The 15,352-nt window shown below is 63.3% G+C and carries 14 protein-coding genes; 7 read left to right on the top strand and 7 right to left on the bottom strand.

The window, feature by feature from the left end:
* Positions 1 to 8: 8 nt before the first annotated feature.
* A complete protein-coding gene (locus tag DMB80_RS12265) occupies positions 9 to 1,133 on the top strand; it encodes a muconate cycloisomerase family protein (RefSeq protein ID WP_111510103.1) in 1,125 nt (374 codons plus the stop codon).
* Between the two features lie 27 nt (positions 1,134 to 1,160).
* Here DMB80_RS12265 and DMB80_RS12260 read toward each other — a convergent pair whose 3' ends face one another.
* From DMB80_RS12260 to DMB80_RS12250, 3 genes are all read right to left on the bottom strand, one after another.
* Positions 1,161 to 2,432, bottom strand: coding sequence for an amidase family protein (locus DMB80_RS12260; protein WP_111510102.1), 1,272 nt, complete (start codon positions 2,430 to 2,432; stop codon positions 1,161 to 1,163).
* 38 nt (positions 2,433 to 2,470) lie between these two features.
* On the bottom strand, positions 2,471 to 2,794 hold the full coding sequence (locus DMB80_RS12255) for a cupin domain-containing protein (protein WP_111510101.1): 324 nt from the start codon (positions 2,792 to 2,794) through the stop codon (positions 2,471 to 2,473).
* Between the two features lie 120 nt (positions 2,795 to 2,914).
* Positions 2,915 to 4,348, bottom strand: coding sequence for an aldehyde dehydrogenase family protein (locus DMB80_RS12250; RefSeq protein ID WP_338043867.1), 1,434 nt, complete (start codon positions 4,346 to 4,348; stop codon positions 2,915 to 2,917).
* A 207-nt stretch (positions 4,349 to 4,555) separates the two neighbouring features.
* Here DMB80_RS12250 and DMB80_RS12245 point away from each other — a divergent pair, with 207 nt between their 5' ends.
* Entirely contained in the window at positions 4,556 to 5,869 is a 1,314-nt protein-coding gene (locus DMB80_RS12245; RefSeq protein ID WP_111510099.1) for a flavin monoamine oxidase family protein, read from the top strand.
* Positions 5,866 to 7,392: an APC family permease gene (locus tag DMB80_RS12240; protein WP_162938508.1), complete on the top strand. Its 1,527-nt coding sequence runs from the start codon at positions 5,866 to 5,868 to the stop codon at positions 7,390 to 7,392. The genes DMB80_RS12245 and DMB80_RS12240 overlap by 4 nt, the downstream gene beginning before the upstream one ends.
* A gap of 14 nt (positions 7,393 to 7,406) precedes the next feature.
* Here the strand turns inward: DMB80_RS12240 and DMB80_RS12235 are convergent, their stop codons facing one another.
* Positions 7,407 to 7,991, bottom strand: coding sequence for a TetR/AcrR family transcriptional regulator (locus DMB80_RS12235; protein WP_111510097.1), 585 nt, complete (start codon positions 7,989 to 7,991; stop codon positions 7,407 to 7,409).
* Positions 7,992 to 8,266: 275 nt separating this feature from the next.
* Here DMB80_RS12235 and DMB80_RS12230 point away from each other — a divergent pair, with 275 nt between their 5' ends.
* Both DMB80_RS12230 and DMB80_RS12225 read left to right on the top strand, forming a co-directional pair.
* Positions 8,267 to 9,373, top strand: coding sequence for an aromatic ring-hydroxylating oxygenase subunit alpha (locus DMB80_RS12230; protein WP_111510096.1), 1,107 nt, complete (start codon positions 8,267 to 8,269; stop codon positions 9,371 to 9,373).
* Entirely contained in the window at positions 9,370 to 10,860 is a 1,491-nt protein-coding gene (locus tag DMB80_RS12225; protein WP_111510095.1) for an APC family permease, read from the top strand. Before DMB80_RS12230 ends, DMB80_RS12225 begins: the two co-directional genes overlap by 4 nt.
* Positions 10,861 to 11,228: 368 nt before the next feature.
* Here the strand turns inward: DMB80_RS12225 and DMB80_RS12220 are convergent, their stop codons facing one another.
* Positions 11,229 to 11,639 (bottom strand): YybH family protein, encoded by a 411-nt coding sequence (locus DMB80_RS12220; protein WP_111510094.1) that lies wholly within the window; start codon positions 11,637 to 11,639, stop codon positions 11,229 to 11,231.
* A gap of 275 nt (positions 11,640 to 11,914) precedes the next feature.
* Between DMB80_RS12220 and DMB80_RS12215 the strand changes: the two genes are divergently transcribed.
* Together DMB80_RS12215 and DMB80_RS12210 are read left to right on the top strand one after the other, a co-directional pair.
* Positions 11,915 to 12,754, top strand: a complete 840-nt coding sequence (locus DMB80_RS12215) for an IclR family transcriptional regulator (RefSeq protein ID WP_162938507.1) — start codon at positions 11,915 to 11,917, stop codon at positions 12,752 to 12,754.
* Positions 12,755 to 12,841: 87 nt separating this feature from the next.
* Complete coding sequence (locus DMB80_RS12210) at positions 12,842 to 13,744, top strand: alpha/beta fold hydrolase (protein WP_111510092.1); 903 nt, start codon at positions 12,842 to 12,844, stop codon at positions 13,742 to 13,744.
* Positions 13,745 to 13,772: 28 nt separating this feature from the next.
* Here the strand turns inward: DMB80_RS12210 and DMB80_RS12205 are convergent, their stop codons facing one another.
* Complete coding sequence (locus tag DMB80_RS12205) at positions 13,773 to 14,795, bottom strand: LLM class flavin-dependent oxidoreductase (protein WP_111510156.1); 1,023 nt, start codon at positions 14,793 to 14,795, stop codon at positions 13,773 to 13,775.
* A gap of 49 nt (positions 14,796 to 14,844) precedes the next feature.
* Positions 14,845 to 15,342 (bottom strand): GAF domain-containing protein, encoded by a 498-nt coding sequence (locus tag DMB80_RS12200; protein ID WP_111510091.1) that lies wholly within the window; start codon positions 15,340 to 15,342, stop codon positions 14,845 to 14,847.
* Positions 15,343 to 15,352: the final 10 nt, after the last annotated feature.

The raw sequence follows: 15,352 nt of genomic DNA, 5'->3' as shown, positions 1-15,352 counted from the left end.
GAATTGCCATGGGCGATATGACAATCAGATCCATACAAACGACACTCGTCGACATCCCCTTGATCCGGCCTCATCGCTTCTCGGTGACCTCGATCGATCACCAGAGTGTGCTGATCGTCCGGCTCCTTGTCGACGGTGGTGTCCTCGGCCTTGGCGAAGCGGTGGTGCCCGGTGGCCCTTGGTGGGGAGGCGAGTCGATCGAGGGCATCGAGGCGCTGATCAACAGGTACCTCGCTCCGGCGCTGATCGGACGCGACGCGGCGCGCGTCGAGGAGCTGAGCCGCTACCTGGAGAAGACTGTTGCAGGAGCGGAATTCGCGAAGGCCGCCATCGAAATGGCGTTGTGGGACGTTCGCGGCAAGGCTCTGTCGGTGCCGCTGTACGACCTGCTCGGCGGCCTCAGCCGGGACTCCATTCCCGTCACCTGGGCGATTGGAGTAGAACCCGCGCCCACGGTAATCGACGAGATCGAAGCGAAGCTGGCATCGGGTGAGCACAGCAGCTTCAAACTGAAAATGGGCTCGTCTGAGCCGGCCGAGGATGTGCGGCGCATCGTCGCGGTTGCCGACGCCCTCGCCGAACGAACAAGCCTCCGCGTCGATCTCAACGGATCATGGTCGGAACTGACCGCAACTCGCTGGTTGCCTGTGCTCCAGGAATCGGGGATCGAGCTGATCGAACAGCCGATCAGGGCCTCGAACCTCGACGGTCAGGCACGCCTGGCTGCGTTGCTGTCCATCCCCGTGATGGCGGACGAGTCGTTGCGGACACCTGAGGATGCCTTGAAGCTCTCGCGCGCCGCGGCCGCAGACCTGTTCGCCGTCAAAGTCGCCAAGTCGGGCGGGATCTCGGCGGTGCAGCGGATCAGCCACATAGCCGAAGCCGCCGGCATCGGCTGTCACGGAGGTACCACCATCGAGACCTCCATCGGTGCATCGGCCAGTGCTCATCTGTTCTGTTCGGCACCGGGCATCATCGCAGGATCGGAGCTGTTCGGTCCTCTCCTGCTCGCCGACGACATCGCCATCACTCCGATCAGCTACCGGGACGGCCACATCAGTCCACCCGAAGGCCCTGGTTTGGGGATGGACCTGGACGAGGAGAAGGTCGCAAAGTACGCCCGCTCAAGCTGACCGGGCACTTACGGCCGCGGTCCGAGATCAGTGGTCCGGTATCGGGTCCATACGGCGGAAGACCTCCTCGAGAGCCACGCCGAGGTCAAGCATGTCGAGTTCACGCCCGGGCAGTCCGACGATCTGGATGCCCACGGGGAGCCCGGCCACCGTCCGCACACCGGGAACGACCACTGCGGCGAGCCCGAGAAGCTGCCATGGGTCGCTGGGAGTCGATGCTCCCGAGGACGCCGGGCAGCGCCGGTCCGATCGCAGGGTCGCGGGTCCGACGATGAGCGCGTCACGGCCGAGAAGTTCTTCGAGCATGACTCGAGATCGGTCTCGGCGGACGAGCGCTCCGTGATGATCTCCGCTGTCGAGCCGCAAACCGCGGCGGTAGTGCGTCCGCAACGGTGGGCTCAGCGGGTGGTGATGCCGCCGGAACTCAGGGGCCGGCCGATTGCGGGCCAGCTCGTAGGCCAGTACGACACGGTGATCCTCGGCGAGAGAGTGGACGTGGTCGTCCCACTGCAGAGGCCGGCAGTCGATGTCGATCTCTTCCAGCAGCCCGGGAAGTCGATCCAGAAGCCGGCTGCTCGCCGTCGAGAGCTCGCCGAGACCGCTACCGCGCCACACGAGTGCGCTGCTGACAGTCGGCCGTCGGGTGGGGACGGCAGGTCCGGAAAAGGCGCGATAGACATGGCGGAGATCGTCCACCGTTCGAGTGAAAAAGCCCAAGGAGTCCAGTGATTCGCTGAGTCTCTCCACACCGTCTAGGTCCGCCTCGCCATGTGCCAGCACCATTGCTGCCGAACCACTGGAGGACGCTGGTCGAGTGAGTGCCGCCGAGGTCTGTGTTCCGATTGCAACTGGTACGACATTGGCGCTCACCGCGGTTGCGGATCCGCTGGACAGCTCCCGTCGGCGATCCTGCTCCAGTCGGGGCGAGATCGTCGAGTTGTGGCCGTACTCGGCGGTGACGGTCTTGCCCTGGATCACAGCGCCGAGCTCCCGCAACCGCGCCACGCACCGTGCGTCCGAGACGGTCACCTGCCCGGGGTCAGTGGTGGGGGAAGCCACATCGACTAGATCCTTGACTCCGACCGACACTCCCCGCAGTGGCATCGGTGCCGACGCCGTTTCGATGCGGTTCGCCTGGTGTTCGATATCGGTCGTCAATTCCACCCATGCGTGAAGGCGCGGCTCGAGTCGGATGATTCGATCTCGGACAGATTGAGACAGCGAGATGGCGCTGAGCCGCGACTGCGCAATGGCGCAGACCTGTTCGTAGATCGACAGGTTGCAAGGGTTCGCGGTCACCTCATCCCCGTTCCAGTGGCTTCACGTTGCGGCCACACTCAGCTGTAGACGAAGAATTCGAGAACGGGCTCGATCACACGCCAGCGGCCTACCGTTCCTTTGACGAAGGATGCAGAATCGCCGGCCGCAAGATCGAGAACCGGACCTCCGACGACTTCGACCTCGACCCTGCCCTCGATGATGTAGACCGTTTCGTTAGTCGCAAACGTCGCTTCGTAGACATCGGGCTGCTCCTCTGGTGTGCAGCGCCAGAACCCACTCACAACTTGGTCGTCTTGACGGAGCCAGTTCACCACCCCCGCGTCGAATTCGCCGTACTTTCCTGAGACGGTGGTGTGGTGGGCAATGGGATCCAACGTCATCGGTCCTCTCCTCGGGAAGCTATCGCACTGTGCGGCGACCGAATGGTGCCAGGCCACGGAGCCGGTGCACAACGCTGCAGTCTGTTGAGCGGACCGGCGTTTCCGCGTCTCGACGAGACTTCAGCCCGTGCGGATCCACACACCTTTGGTTTCCGTGAATTCGTCGATGGCGAAGCTACCCATCTCCCTCCCCCAGCCCGACATCCCGATTCCACCCCAACAACCCGCAGGGTCGATCAGAGGTAGCTGATTGACGAACACCGTTCCCGCGCGCAAGCGTTCGGTCAGGGTGTGGGCCACCACGAGGTCACGCGTCCAGACCACCGCCGCCAACCCGAACCGGGAGTCGTTGGCTCGAACCACAGCTTCGTCGATGTCGTCATAGGTCATGATGGACAGAACAGGCCCGAAGATCTCCTCCTGTGCTATGGCCATGTCGTCGGATACCCCGGTGAAGACCGTCGGCCCCAGGTACCAGCCTTCGTCGAGATGGTCGCCCTTGGGTAACCGGCCGTCAAGGACCAGTTCCGCTCCCGCTTCGACGCCCGAATCGATGTAGCCGGTCACCCGCTGCAAGTGTTCGCCGGAAATCAGCGGTCCGAGATCGTTGCCTTCCAACATGCCTGGGCCGATGGTGATCGATCGGGCGGCATCGCTGATCTTGGACACGAACTCGTCCGCCTTGGTGCGGTGCACGAAGAACCGCGTGTAGGCGCCACATGCTTGGCCCGTATTGAACAAGGCTCCCTGAAGGTTGCCGACCACCGCGGCATCGATGTCAGCTTCCGGCGTGATGATGCTGGGCGCTTTGCCGCCCAGTTCCAGGCTCACCTTCTTCAAGTTCGTCTGCGCGGATACCGCACCGATCTGTTGGCCGACCTCAGTGGAACCGGTGAACGACACCTTGTCGACATCGGTATGGGCGACCAACGCCTGTCCGACGTCCGGGCCCCCGGTCAACACGTTGACCACACCCGGCGGGACACCTGCCTCGAGGCAGAGCTGAACCAGGCGGACTGTCGTGAAAGGCGTCTGCTCAGCAGGTTTGACGACCACTGTGTTTCCCGCGGCGAGTGCAGGTGCGATCTTCCAGGCTGCGATTGCCAGCGGCATGTTCCACGGCGTGATCAATGCGCACACGCCAACCGGTTCGCGTCGGGTGTAGTGCAGTGCATTTGGCGCAGACACCGCAGAGACCTTGCCCTCGATTTTGGTGGCCCAGCCCGCGTAGTACCGGAACACCTGGGCCGCCATGGGTACGTTCACTTCGCGTGACATCGCCAAGGGCTGCCCCTGGTCGAGCGTCTCCATGGTCGCCAGTTCGTCCTGATGTCGTTCCAGCAGCTCGGCCACCCGCCACAGGACGCGGCCACGTTCGTCGTTCGACATGGCTCGCCAGACACCGGCCTCGAAGGCCCGCCGCGCCGCCGCGACGGCGCTGTCGACATCCGCAGCTGTAGCTTCGGCGAACTCCGCCAGGATCCCCTTGGTTGCGGGGTTGCGACTGATGCTCGTGCCACCGTCAGAGGCATCGACCAGTTGCCCGTCGATCACCAACTTCGACGAGCGGACAGCAGAATTGATTGCGACGTCGGTCTGTGGTGCGGCGGTCATCCATCCAGAATCACCGAGAAGAGAAGAACCTGGAAGTCCTCGGATCGGTGAGCGAACTCGTGGCCTGATTTCTCCTCAGTCCGGGGTTAGCGTCACGTGATCTACGTAGAACGTCGATGTTGTCGGCAAGGAACCGCAGAGGACCACATGACCCACTTTCACGCACCGTTGCCCGCCACCGCTGACGCCATCGTCGTCGGCGGTGGGATCGCAGGCCTCGTCGCTGCGCGCGATCTCGCCGCGTCCGGAAGAACTGTCCAGGTTCTGGAGGCGCGGCCCCGCCTCGGCGGACGAACTGAGTATCGGACGTTTCCGGGGACGACGCGCAAGGTGGAACTCGGAGGCACATGGGTGTCGTCGAGGAATCATCCGCTGGTCATGGACGAAGTGAATCGATACGGTCTGTCGCTCGTGTCTGAGGCGGAGGCATCGTTTCGCTGGGCGCTGACCGGCGCGCCGTTCACGCCGGCGTTCCCCATCGAAGGTGACGATCTGTATGAACTGGAACGAGCGTGGGTGGACATCGCCATGGCCAGCCGGCGGATCGATCCCACCGTACGGCGGGACGTCCAAGGCGGGCTCGAAGACCTGGACGTGTCACTCGCGCAATGGGTCAGCCAGCTGAAGCTCCCACACCCGGTAGAAGAGTTCATCTTCATGATGGCCTCGCTGGGGATGGGTGCCGACGAAAGTGAGTGGTCGGCCCTGGACGCCTTCTCGCTTCTTGCCGGCATGGGAAACAGCCCCTACGGATGGCTGGCCGTGGCCTCGCAGAAGTTCGCAGACGGCACAGCCTCGCTGGTGGACGGCCTGGCAGCGACGGAATCGGTCGTGATCCATCTGGACACGCCGGTGCACAAGATCGAGTCGTTCGTCGATTCGGTCGAAGTCCAGACCAGTCGTGGAAGCATGCGCGCTTCTGACGTCGTCTTCGCTACGCCCGTGAACACCTGGCATGACGTGGATTTCGGACCGACCCTGTTCGGCGCCAAGCGTGCGCTGGCCGAGCAGGGGCACCAGGGGCGCATGGTCAAATTCTGGATTCTGGTCGATGACGCGCCCGACGGCTTCTTCGGCCTCGGGCGCGGCACCGACCTTCTGTGCCTCAACACCCAGTACCGGGTGCCCGAGGGTGTGATCATGGTGGCTTTTGCCTCGCCCCCCAGCACGTTCCGACCCGTCGACCGCACCGCGGTGGCCACCGCGCTACGCCAGGTTCTGCCGGAGGCAACGCTGATCGACTACGTGGCCCACGACTGGAAGGAAGACCCCTGGTCGCAGGGATCGTGGATCGGCTATCCCCCCGGCTATCTCAGCGCCTCGGCATCCGAGATCAGCGCACCGGTGGGACGTATCGCATTCGCGAACGCGGATCTGGCCACCACCTGGATCGGATGGATAGAAGGCGCGCTCGAATCCGGACGGGCGGCAGCGCGCTCGATCATGGAGGCGCGAGCATGACCTTCAAGGACGACGTTTCCATCCCGGCATCATCTGAAGGGGAACCCGCGCACAGCGCGAATCCGAAAACCGATGGCGAACCGCCGACGTTCCTGCGCACGTTGCGGTGGCATCACACTCTGATCTTCGCGTTCTCCGCTGCCGGCGGACTCTTCATCTCGATGGGATACAGCTACGTCGGGTTGGGAGTCCTCGGCGCTGGAATTCTCTGGGGATTGTCGTCGCTGATCGGAGGTCTGCAGGCGTTCATCTTTTCCGAATTGGCTGCGATGTTTCCGAACAAGGCCGGCGGTGTCGCGATGTACTCACACGAGGCGTTCAAGAAGTACTTCGCCCCCATCGGCGTACTCGCGGCGTTCGGATACTGGTTCGGCTGGTCCATCACTCTGTCGATCACCGGATTGACGGTCGGCTCGCTGATCGAAGCGACCTGGTTGCCCGGTCTGGCATGGCGTGCGGATCTCGGTTTCATCCATCTGTCCAGCGGTGCCATCATCGGTGCTCTGCTCATCGTCCTCGTGTGGCTGTTCAACGTCACAGGCATCAAGACAGCGGTGTGGTTCGGTTACCTCACGGGTACGCTGCTGATCGTCCCCATCGTCGCGGCAGGAGTCGGTTTCTTCATGTCCGACTGGCACGCCACAAACCTGGTCTGGCAGATACCCCCGTTGTCCAGCTTCGATGGCTGGAAGGTGATTCTCGTGTGGCTTTTCGTCATGGGCTGGACCTCATACGGCGCCGAACTGTGTGCTGCATTCGCGCCGGAGTACGTCAACCGACGTGAATCCACGAAAGCGTTGCGTGCGTCGGCTGTCCTCGGCCTGTCGGTGTATCTCGTACTCCCACTCGGACTTGGTGGTATGCAGTCAGTTTCGGATATTGCCGAGGATCCGTCCGGGTTCTATGCGGGCGCTTACGAGCAACTGTTCGACTCGTCGGCGATGGGCAAGTTCGTCATCGCCTGTCTGATCGGCAATCTGGTGCTCGGGATGAACGCCGGCACCGCCGCCGCGGGCCGGTCACTGTACGCACTCGCCAGAGACGGAATGACCATCAAGCAGTTCGGCGAACTCAGCCCTCGCGGAGTTCCGGCGCGCGCCATGACGTTGGACATGGTGGTCAACCTGCTACTGCTGTTCACGCTGGCCTCACCGGTCGCGATCATCCTGGCGGCCAACCTCGGCTACATGCTGGCAATGACTCTCGGATTGGCTGCCGTGCTGGTCCTCCGCCGTGATCGACCGGCATGGCCGCGCCCGATCCGACTCGGAAGACCGTGGATCGTGCTGACCTGGGTGCTACTGATCTTCAATGCACTGCTGATCGCATTCGGTGTCGCATTTCCCTCCGACACCGGATACGGTGGATATTCGAGCGTCGGGGTGGGCGTATCCGTGCTGTTGATCTCGCTGGCACTCTGGGTTTTTCGCCGCATCGTCCAGGATCGCAGACCCCTCACACTGTCAGAGCCGGACACCCCGTTGCCGACCGCCGAAGAACAGCGGCTATTCAACCTGGGATGACTCCCTGCCATCGCTCAGATCTTGCCGGTGGAAGCTACGAATCCGAGAAGGCGTCGAAGCTTTTCGAGAAGTTCTTCTGTTCGCTCGTCATCCTGAAAAATGAAATGCTGCAGGGTTATTCCGTCGACCATTGCGAAAAACAAAGCGGCCCAATGGTTTTGATCGTCGGGAATCCCAAGGCTCTCCATGGTCACCGAAGCCGTCTCGAAATACCGTTCATACACGGCTCTGGCAGTACTCATCAGCCTTTCGTTGCGAGCCGCGGCGAGGATGAGATCGAACTGCATCAACTGCCGACCCGACCCTTCGTCGAGCATGCCCACCAGCCCACGCATGAAGTCTTGCGGGTCGCTGACGGCAAGCTTGGTTTCAGAGATATCCCATTGGGCGGCCATCGTGAACGCCTCATCCAGCATCGCTCCGCGACTACCGAAGTAGTGCCGAACGAGGCCGTGGGTCACGCCAGCCCGTGTGGCCACTGATCTGTACGTGACTGCCGATTCTCCCTGCAGGCCCGCGATCTCCACCACTGCCTCGAGCAGGCGATCACGGGTCGATGGCTCCGGTCGAGCGTTGGACTGCTGATGCGCGCGTCCCATGTGAGTTCTCCCATTCACCCGGAGTCGAGTCCCGGCGGCTCACGCACAGCCGGTGTCGGTTTCGCCGGTCTTCTCTAGAGGGTGAACCGACACCCGGGGGCTCGTCGATGTCGCCCATTGATCCAGTCATCGTATGGCAAGGGCGAGCAAGCCCTCTCTCAGACGACGTGTTTCGTTGAGCGGTCCAACAAAGTGACGTGGGCCGCAGCAAGACGTGAGATCTATCAGGGAGGTCGCGACGAGCGTGGCCATGCATCTCGACGGGAGCTGCGACGATGACTGAGACCGCTGAAGACATCCTGACCAGGAAGGGTTCAGGAGGCCCTACCGCGGGATCCCTCCCGCCAGAGGGGGTGGACGGACTGCCGCCCCAGAACTACTCCGACCCGGATGTCCTGCAGCGGGAGCGGGCCAAGGTCTTCGCCCCAGGATGGCACTACCTCGGGCACACCGGGCAGCTCGACGCGTGTAATCGAATCATCGGCCAGGCGGGACAGACACCGGTTGTGGTGACGAAGGACAAAGACGGTGTGCTGCGTGCGTTTCTCAACGTGTGTCGCCACCGGTGGCATCCGGTTGTCGAAACATCGGGTAATGGCCGGATGTTGCAGTGCGGCTACCACAGCTGGACGTACCGCTTGGACGGCACATTGGCAGGCGCCCCCGGTACACACGGTGACAGCAGTTTCGACAAAGCCAAGTTCGGACTGCAGCCGGTTCAGTTGGAGACGATCGGCCCATGGATCTTCGTCAATGCCGAGCCGTCCGCCGACTCGATGTGGTCGGGCTTGGCGGACTGTGCGCAGTTCGTCGAGAACATCCAGCGTCGCTCCGCAGGCTATGTCTTCACAGGTCGCAGTGAGTACGTGGTCAAGGCCAACTGGAAACTGTTCATCGACAACACGGCTGAGTGCTACCACTGCTCATCCATTCACGCGGACTCCATCTCGCAATGCTTCATGACCGACCGCGACAACTACGACGTGCGGTCCTACCGCAATGCGTGGACGCAACACGGGCCCGCGATCGAACAGCCTGCCGAACTCGGTGGAGAGCCGGCCCAGGGGCTGGATTTCATGATGCTCTTCCCGAGCAATTTCATGGGAGTCGACGACGTGGTCTCATTCTGCGGAACAGCTCTACCCATCTCCGCTGACGAAACGCGGCTCATGTTCGACTCCTTCCGAAATCCGATCATGTCCGACGAAACCGTCGAGCGGCGAGGCGAAATGTATGACGTGACCTTCAGGGAAGACCTCGAAGCGATCAGCAAGATCCAACCGAGCATGCATCTGGCGCAGACGCCGATCAGCCGACTGCTGCCGGCCACCGAGCATCAGGTGATCGGCTACCAGCAACGTCTGCGGGAGGCAATGCAGTGACCGATGCACGAACCGAAGGCATTGGCGCTGGCCAGCAACAGGTTCCCCGCGTCCTCACCACCAGCCGGATCGTGTTCTTGGTGTTGGCCGCCATCGCTCCGATGACGGGTGTGGTCAGCGTCGCCCCACTCGCGTTCGGTTTCGGTGGACCGTCGACGACCTTCATGTACGCGCTCGTGGGTGTCGTCCTGCTGTGCTTCATCGCCGGCTATGCCGAGATGGGCAAGACCATGCCGAGCGCTGGTGCTCTTTACACCTATATCCGCGCAGGACTGGGCAACATCGCCGCGAGCGCAGGGGCCACGCTGGCTCTGCTTGCGTACACCTCGGTGCTGATCGGCGCGGCGGCGGCCAGCACGTATTACATCCGGTACGTCGTCCAGCAGGAAATGGGCGTTGACCTGGCATGGGGTTATTATTTCGCGATACTCGTGCTGACCGTCGGGTTGCTGGCCACCCGGCAGATCGACGTCAGTGCGCGCGTGGTCGGAATCCTCGTGGTCGCCGAGATGGCGGTGGTGTTGGTACTCGACGTGGCCATCGTCGCGGTCAAGGGCCTTGCCGCGTTCACCCCTGATGTTCTTCGTCCTGAGGTGATCGTCAGCGGCGCACCCGGTGTTGCGATCATGTATGCGTTCCTGAGCTTCCTCGGCCTCGAAGCTGCGACCCTCTACGCCCGCGAGGCACGAAACCCCCACCGCACGATTCCGCGCGCGCTCATGATCAGCGTCGGGCTGTTGGCTGCGTTCTTCACCATCTGTACCTGGCTGGCTACCAGCGTGTACGGCGTCGACAAGATCCAGGAAGCGGCGACCGCCTCAGGGGGCGCCCTCTATTTCGACTTGGCCAGACAGTTCGGCGGGAACTATCTCTTCCATGCGGCATCGGTGGTGCTGGTGACCAGTCTCTTCGCAACCACCTTGGGAATGACCAACTTCGCGGCCCGGTACCTGCAGTCCTTGGCCGAGGAGCGGCTGGCGCCCCGCTGGTTCAGCGTGGTCGACGGCCGGACCGGCGCACCGACCCGCGCAACCCTTGGTCAACTGGTGTTGGTGGTCATCATCGTCGGCGGTCTGGGTCTGCTCGGCGCGGACCCCTACCTCGACACCGGGGCGGTGACGTTCGGTCTCGGTGCGCTGTCAGTCGTACTCCTTCAGGCGTTGGCGGCGGTCTCCATCATCCGTTATCTCCGAACCCCTGACCCGACATCAGGTTCACCGGGCGGGCTGCTGATGAGGCGGGTGGCGCCTGCGCTCGGGCTCGTGGGCCTCACCGGTGCTCTGATACTCATCTTGAGCAGCTTCTCGATGCTGACCGGCAAATCCGGCGCGTTGTACGACTCTCTGCCAGCGCTTCCATTCCTGGCGCTCGCCACGGGGGCGGTGGTCGGGTGGCGGCACCGCGAGCCGAGCCAGGCGAGGCCGTCAGCCGGGCAACCCGAAGCTAGCCGTTCTGACCTGACGGAGACACCAAGACCTCCGGAGTGAACTGTGTGCTCTCAGCAGCTCGCGCTCCACTCGGAGGTCTTCGCTCACGCCGCCGCGCCACGCGGTACCTGACGTCCGTAGTCAGAGCGCCTGATGTGCCGAGACGTTCGTCAACAGGGCAGGGTGAGGCGCCACCGGGGAGCGACCCCGACGGCGCCTCGTTGCGCCCTCGGCCAGTCTGTGAGGCGAGCGTGTGATTGGTGACGCGCGGTCAGGGGGATGCACACAGCAGCCAATGGTGTTGCCAGACGCCGCCTCTCACGACTGTCGGACAAGTCCGGGCCGGCGACTCCCTACTCGGTGAACCACGGTGAGTGGGGGCCGCGGCCCGCAACCCCGGATTCCACGTCGGAGATCACCCCTGCCGTCTAGCCAACGATGAGCTGACGGGACTCGTGGCAATGAATGAGCCGCCAGCCGCTTGCGGTGCGGCGCAATCCGAGGCTGAAACGGATCTCCCCGGCGAGTTGGTCTTCGGAATCCTTGAATTCGAAGGCGGTGAGACATGTCCAGTACACCAAGGCGGCGTCGCCCAGCAATGCCACGTCGGCGCCGATCTCGCGCCATTCCACGATTCGGTCGATGACGCCGGGGATGTAGTTCCAATACGCAACGATTTCATCCCACGTGGTGCATGCGGTCGGGTACTCCTCGGGCTGGTAGATCAGATGCCCGTAGCTGCTGTCCCACAGATTTTCCAGCGCTCCGATGTCCATCGCCTGCATGGCTCGACCGAACGCCTCACACACAGTTCGAATCGCACTCTCGTCGTCAGTCATCGGTGTCCTTCGAGGGTCATGAGTCGGTCGGTCCCATAGAAGCTGCGGCACCGATCGGTGACCAGCCGACGATTCACTGAGTGAACCTCTGCCCCGGTCCCGACAGAGGCGGGTGCTCGGCTGCGAGTGAGACGGGCAGCTCGCGCTGCCCGTCTGCCTTCCAACGGTTGCATCGGAAAAGAAGTTTGACACCGAGTTAACATTTGGGCTTTTCTTTGTTATCCAAGTGGATAACAATAGCGGGGATCACAGTCCCGCAGCCCCTGGAGAACCTCATGACCACTTCAGCGCCGGCCACCGAGCAACCACTCAGGACGCCCCCGTATGACAAGTCTGTCCTCGGAAAGGCGCATCTTCTGTTGGGCGCCTTCGGCCCCGGGACCATTTCCCTTGGACTCACCGAGCTGAGCCAGCGAAGTGGTGTCAGCAAGGCCTCCACTTACCGGCTCGCTCAAGAGCTGGTGCACTGGGGATTCCTCGCGCGCCGGGGAGACAATTACCAACTGGGAGTGCGCATTTTCGAGATGAGCCAGCGCGTCCCTCTGACGGTGGCGCTGCGCCAGATCGCCCGCCCGCTGCTCACCGATCTGTTCTCCACGGTGCATACGTCGGTCAACATCTCGATCCTCGATGGATCGGAGCACATCCTCTGCGTCGAAAAGATTGCAGGTCGAGGCAACGTACTCGGGGAGTTCCAGGTCGGCAGCCGGCTGCCCACATCGTGTTCCTCGTCCGGGAAGGTTCTTCTCGCCGATTGGATGGCCGCTCACGGCGGCCAACTACCGCAGGTTCCACTGCCACGACTGACAGCGCGCAGTGTCTGCACACCAGCCGCACTGCACAGGCAACTCCGTACGGTGCAGGCCCGGGGATTTGCTGTCGAGGTGGGTGAGGTGAGGGCGGATTGCGCGGGAATCGCGGCGCCCATCGTCAACTACGCGGGACGTGCATTCGCCGCCCTTTCTGCCACCGTGCCGATCAATCGGGTGGATCCGGAGCGGCTTGCGCCGGCAGTGATGAGTTCTGCCGTCGCCATCGGACGTCTGGTGGACAATTGGTCGATGAGTCACGCACCCCACGCGCTGACTGACCCCGACGACATGATCGTTGCGTGAACGACCATTCGAGGCGCTGATTCCCGCCTGGGTGCCCTACGCCAGCACGAGACGACGGGACCCGACGGCTTCGAGTAGGGTTCCTCGGTGGCGCAAGCACACACCGAGACCGTTCGGATCGGCTACCTGGAAGACGGCGACGTTGACGGTTGGCCTGTGGTGCTGTGTCACGGGTTCCCTTATGACGTCCGGGCTTTCGACGAAGTGACGCCTCGGCTGGTTCGTCGGGGCGCCCGTGTGATACGGCCCTTCGCGCGTGGCTTCGGACCGACCCGCTTCACGACGCCCGACGTCATCCGATCTGGTGAACAGGCGGCGCTGGCCGATGATCTCCGGCAACTGATCGGCGCGCTGCACCTTGTCCGCCCGATCGTGGCCGGATATGACTGGGGCGGACTCGCGTGCTGCGGCGTTGCCGCAGTGTGGCCCGACCTGATCTCGGGACTCGTGTCGATGGCCGGTTACGACGTGATCGACGAGCGACAACGGCACGCGTTTCCGCCATCGGTGGAACACGTGGCGTGGTACCAGCATGTTTTTCAGAGTCCACGAGGTCGCGAGAGCCTGTCAGCGCATCGACACGAGATGTGCATGATGCTGTGGCGGCAGTGGTCGCCGACGTGGCGCTTCGACGAGGCGGTGTACGAGGCGACTGCCTCGTCCTTCGACAACCGGGACTTCGTCGACGTAGTGGTGCATGCCTATCGCCACAATTTCGGCACGGCCGAGGGAGATCCGCGGTACACGGCCGTGCGCGAGGCGCTGGCGCGCAGGCCCATCATCCCCGTACCCACCGTCACGTTGGACGGAGTGCACGACCCTCTCAAACCGGGAGGAACAGCCGATCACGCGCCCATGTTTTTGGGACGACACGAGCACCGTGCTGTCGACAGCGGCCACAATCTGCCTCAGGAGAGGCCTGCTGTCTTCGCGGATGCGGTGCTGACGGTCGCCGGCTGGCTGGGTTTCACGACCAGCCCCACCAGTTGACAAATATGCATCTTGGTCGGGTCGTGCGTTACCGCCACCCGAGCTCTGGTGCAACATGGGTCAACACGCTCTCGATCACGTGCGTGTTGTAGTCGACGCCAAGCTGATTGGGCACAGTCAGCAGCAACGTGTCGGCCGCCGCGATGGCCTCGTCTTCAGCGAGCTGAGCGATGAGCTTGTCGGGCTCCCCCGCATAGGTCTTGCCGAAGCGTGCCTTACCGCCGTCGAGGAAGCCGACCTCGTCGGTGCTGTTGCGGTTGTGCCAGAACAGCTGCTTGTCCAGGTCGTTGACGATCGGAAAAATGCTGCGGCTCACCGAGACACGCGATTCGCGTGTATGCCCGGCTTGTCTCCACGCGTCATGGAAACGTTGGATCTGCTCGGCCTGCAGTTGGTGGAACGGCACACCGGTGTCCTCGCTCAGCAGCGTGGAACTCATCAGATTCATCCCCTGTTGAGCCGTCCACACCGCCGTGGCGCGGGTGCCCGCACCCCACCAGATTCGGTCGCGCAACCCCGGGGCGTGCGGCTCCACCCTCAGCAGGCCGGGCGGGTTGGGGAACATCGGACGCGGATTCGGCTGCGCGAAGCCCTCCCCGGTGAGAATGTCGAGGAACACGCGTGTGTGCTCACGTGCCATCTCGGCACCGTCGGTGTCACCTTCACCGGGCTCATATCCGAAGTACCGGTAGCCCTCGATCACCTGCTCTGGTGACCCGCGACTGATGCCGAGCTGCAGTCGGCCGCCGGAGATGAGGTCGGCGGCACCTGCGTCCTCCGCCATGTAGAGCGGATTCTCGTAGCGCATGTCGATGATGCCGGTGCCCAGCTCGATGCGGCTCGTGCGGGCAGCCGCGGCAGCGAGCAGGGGAAATGGCGAGCCGAGCTGCCTGGCGAAGTGGTGTACCCGGAAGTACGCCCCGTCGGCACCCGCCTCCTCGGCGGCCACCGCGAGCTCCATCGACTGCAGTAGCGCGTCCGCCGCCGAGCGCACCCGCGAGTGTGGGCTGTCCGACCAGTGCCCGAAAGACAGGAAGCCGATCTTCTTCACGGCTCGACCAACCATGTGAGGCCGAAACGCATTCCCGGGCCGTGGGCCATCAGCTGAGCGAGCTGTTGTCCTCGTGAACGATCTGCTCGACCTCCCCTGCCAGCTCCGAGAGCTGGGCGAGTTCCTCGTCGGTGTAGTCACGCGGATTGTCGTCGAGTACATACACGGTGCCTACGACGTGGCCGCCTGCATCGTGGACAGGCACGCCGAGATAGTTGTGAAGTCCGAACTCCACTTCGTCTTCATTACCGGCGAAGGTGGCATCGTCGCGGGAGTCACGAACGAACGCGGCGTGGTCGACGTCGACGACCCGCTCGCAGTACAACGGAACGCGCGAAGCGTCGTCCAGCGCCTTCTTCCCGGCCGCACCGACGGTGTAATGCTGGGTGGCTTGCCCTGCCGTGGCGGCGACCACCATCGAGTCGGCCTCCGAGCGCATCACCAGAACCGATTTCACGCCCAGTCGCTCTGCGACCTTCTCGAGGTGGCCGGCCAGGGCGGCGAGCCCCGCGGTGGTGTCCGTCTTGTGGGCATCTGCATCAGGCATGGATCCACTC

It is taken from the genome of Mycobacterium kyogaense, from assembly GCF_003254575.1.
Classification (GTDB): domain Bacteria; phylum Actinomycetota; class Actinomycetes; order Mycobacteriales; family Mycobacteriaceae; genus Mycobacterium; species Mycobacterium kyogaense.
The sequence above is the reverse complement of the archived record's forward strand: the minus strand, read 5'-3'. Positions and strand labels throughout refer to the sequence as shown.

Bases quoted from the DNA above. Each gene is read 5' to 3' on its own strand.
- DMB80_RS12265 (WP_111510103.1), top strand. From the start codon at position 9: ATGGGCGATATGACAATCAGATCCATACAAACGACACTCGTCGACATC.
- DMB80_RS12255 (WP_111510101.1), bottom strand. From the start codon at position 2,794: ATGACGTTGGATCCCATTGCCCACCACACCACCGTCTCAGGAAAGTAC.
- DMB80_RS12245 (WP_111510099.1), top strand. From the start codon at position 4,556: ATGACCCACTTTCACGCACCGTTGCCCGCCACCGCTGACGCCATCGTC.
- DMB80_RS12240 (WP_162938508.1), top strand. From the start codon at position 5,866: ATGACCTTCAAGGACGACGTTTCCATCCCGGCATCATCTGAAGGGGAA.
- DMB80_RS12235 (WP_111510097.1), bottom strand. From the start codon at position 7,991: ATGGGACGCGCGCATCAGCAGTCCAACGCTCGACCGGAGCCATCGACC.
- DMB80_RS12230 (WP_111510096.1), top strand. From the start codon at position 8,267: ATGACTGAGACCGCTGAAGACATCCTGACCAGGAAGGGTTCAGGAGGC.
- DMB80_RS12220 (WP_111510094.1), bottom strand. From the start codon at position 11,639: ATGACTGACGACGAGAGTGCGATTCGAACTGTGTGTGAGGCGTTCGGT.
- DMB80_RS12215 (WP_162938507.1), top strand. From the start codon at position 11,915: ATGACCACTTCAGCGCCGGCCACCGAGCAACCACTCAGGACGCCCCCG.
- DMB80_RS12200 (WP_111510091.1), bottom strand. From the start codon at position 15,342: ATGCCTGATGCAGATGCCCACAAGACGGACACCACCGCGGGGCTCGCC.